The sequence below is a fragment of the Streptomyces adustus genome, assembly GCF_009377175.1.
GTDB classification, from domain to species: Bacteria; Actinomycetota; Actinomycetes; order Streptomycetales; family Streptomycetaceae; genus Streptomyces; species Streptomyces adustus.
In genome coordinates this window covers 1-2,094 of sequence record NZ_VJZD01000513.1, presented here as the reverse complement: position 1 = coordinate 2,094, position 2,094 = coordinate 1, and the positions used below count along the sequence as shown (strand labels likewise).

Below are 2,094 nucleotides of genomic sequence, written 5' to 3'. Positions count from 1 at the left end.
CCCGTCGCCTGCCCCGCGATCGACGTGCCCCCGCCCCGCGCCACCACCGGCACCCCGCGCTCCCGGCACACGGCCAGCACCGCCGCCACGTCGTCGGCGTCCCGCGGGGCCACCACGCCGAGCGGGACCCGCCGGTAGTTGGACGCGTCCATCGTCACCAGGGCCCGGGAGGTGACGTCGAAGCCGACCTCGCCCCGGACCACCCGCCGCAACTCCGCGGCGAGACCCGCCGGATCCGCCGCGTCCCCAGGCTCCGGCGGACGGCCCGGCCGCGTCGGACGGCCCGGACCACCCGCGCCGCCCGGACTACCCGCGCCGCCCGGCCCGTCCGGGCCCTTCCGTGCACCGAGATCCCTCATACGCCCAGGATGCCCACGCCCACCGGCGGGAACGAGCGGGTGACGATCGGACGGCGTCCGGATGGCGGCCGGACGACACGCGGAGGTCCGGCAGATGACGATCCGGCGCCGGCGCTGTAGGTACGCACAGGTCCGCGGGGCGGCGCGATCGTCTCATCGAACGGACACGGTTCCGTCCCGTTTCGCCGAAGCGATACCCTCCGGCACGTGGCTGAGATCCAGATTCCTGCTGACATGAAGCCCGCGGACGGTCGTTTCGGCGCGGGTCCCTCCAAGGTGCGGGTGGAGGCGCTGGACGCCCTGGCCGCCACCGGTACGTCCCTGCTCGGCACCTCCCACCGCCAGGCCCCGGTCAAGAACCTGGTCGGCCAGGTCCGCGCGGGCATCTCCGAGCTGTTCCAGCTCCCGGACGGCTACGAGGTCGTCCTCGGCAACGGCGGCTCCACCGCCTTCTGGGACGTCGCGACCCACGGCCTGATCGAGAACAAGTCGCAGCACCTCACCTTCGGCGAGTTCAGCTCCAAGTTCGCCAAGGCCGCCAAGCTGGCGCCCTGGCTGGCCGAGCCGACCGTGATCTCCTCCGACCCCGGCACCCACCCCGAGGCCCGGGCCGAGGCGGGCGTCGACGTCTACGCCTTCACCCACAACGAGACCTCCACCGGTGTCGCCGCGCCCCTCCAGCGCGTGGCGGGCGCCGACGAGGGCTCCCTCGTCCTGGTGGACGCCACCTCCGGCGCCGGCGGCCTGCCGGTCGACATCGCGGAGACGGACGTCTACTACTTCGCCCCGCAGAAGTCGTTCGCCTCCGACGGCGGCCTGTGGATCGGCGTCTTCTCCCCGGCCGCGATCGAGCGCGCCGAGCGCGTCCACGCGTCCGGCCGCCACATCCCGGAGTTCTTCTCGCTGCCCACGGCGATCGACAACTCCCGCAAGAACCAGACGTACAACACCCCGGCGCTGTCCACCCTCTTCCTGCTCAACCAGCAGCTGGAGTGGATCAACGGCCAGGGCGGCCTGGCCTGGTCCACGGAGCGCACGAAGGACTCCTCCACCCGCCTGTACTCCTGGGCCGAGGACTCCAAGCACGCGAGCCCGTTCGTCGCGGACCCGGCCAAGCGCTCCCAGGTCATCGGCACGATCGACTTCTCGGACGAGGTCGACGCCGCCGCGATCGCCAAGGTGCTGCGCGCCAACGGCATCGTCGACACCGAGCCCTACCGCAAGCTCGGCCGCAACCAGCTGCGCGTCGCGATGTTCCCGGCGATCGACCCGGCGGACGTCGAGGCGCTGACGAAGTGCATCGACTACGTGATCGAGAAGCTCTGACCGCTTCCCGCATCGCGCTGACGCTTGCGCTTGCGCTTCCCGTACGACGGTGAGGGGCGCCCGGTACCGACCGGGCGCCCCTCACCGCGTCTCACGTCGCGGTGCAGCTCACGCTCGGCACGCCCGCGCCGCCGGGTGCGCCGCCGAACCCGAAGCTCGCCGAACCGCCCACCGCGACAGCGCCGTTGTGGGCCGCGTTGACGGCCGTCACCGTGCCCCCGCTCTGCGTGTACGAGGCGTTCCACATGTTCGCGACCTGTTGCGAGCCGCTCCAGGTCCACGTCACCTTCCACGAGGTGAGCGCGGTCGTCCCGGTGTTGGTGACCTTGACGTCGGCGTTGAAGCCGCTGCCCCAGTCGCTGCTGACGCTGTAGGCGGCGCTGCACGCGGCCGTGGTGCCGCCACCGCC

Annotated in this window: 3 protein-coding genes; 1 reads left to right on the top strand and 2 read right to left on the bottom strand. The window is 72.4% G+C overall.

Annotation, left to right across the window (positions count from 1 at the left end; genetic code table 11):
• A partial coding sequence (locus tag FNH09_RS50385) for an FAD-binding oxidoreductase (RefSeq protein ID WP_420802848.1) occupies positions 1 to 359 on the bottom strand: 359 nt, incomplete at its 3' end.
• A 207-nt stretch (positions 360 to 566) separates the two neighbouring features.
• Between FNH09_RS50385 and serC the strand changes: the two genes are divergently transcribed.
• Positions 567 to 1,685 (top strand): phosphoserine transaminase, encoded by a 1,119-nt coding sequence (gene serC, locus FNH09_RS46210; protein ID WP_162470119.1) that lies wholly within the window; start codon positions 567 to 569, stop codon positions 1,683 to 1,685.
• 91 nt (positions 1,686 to 1,776) lie between these two features.
• Here the strand turns inward: serC and FNH09_RS46205 are convergent.
• Positions 1,777 to 2,094, bottom strand: a 318-nt coding sequence (locus FNH09_RS46205) for a cellulose binding domain-containing protein (RefSeq protein ID WP_202919900.1), incomplete at its 5' end; no start/stop codon positions are given.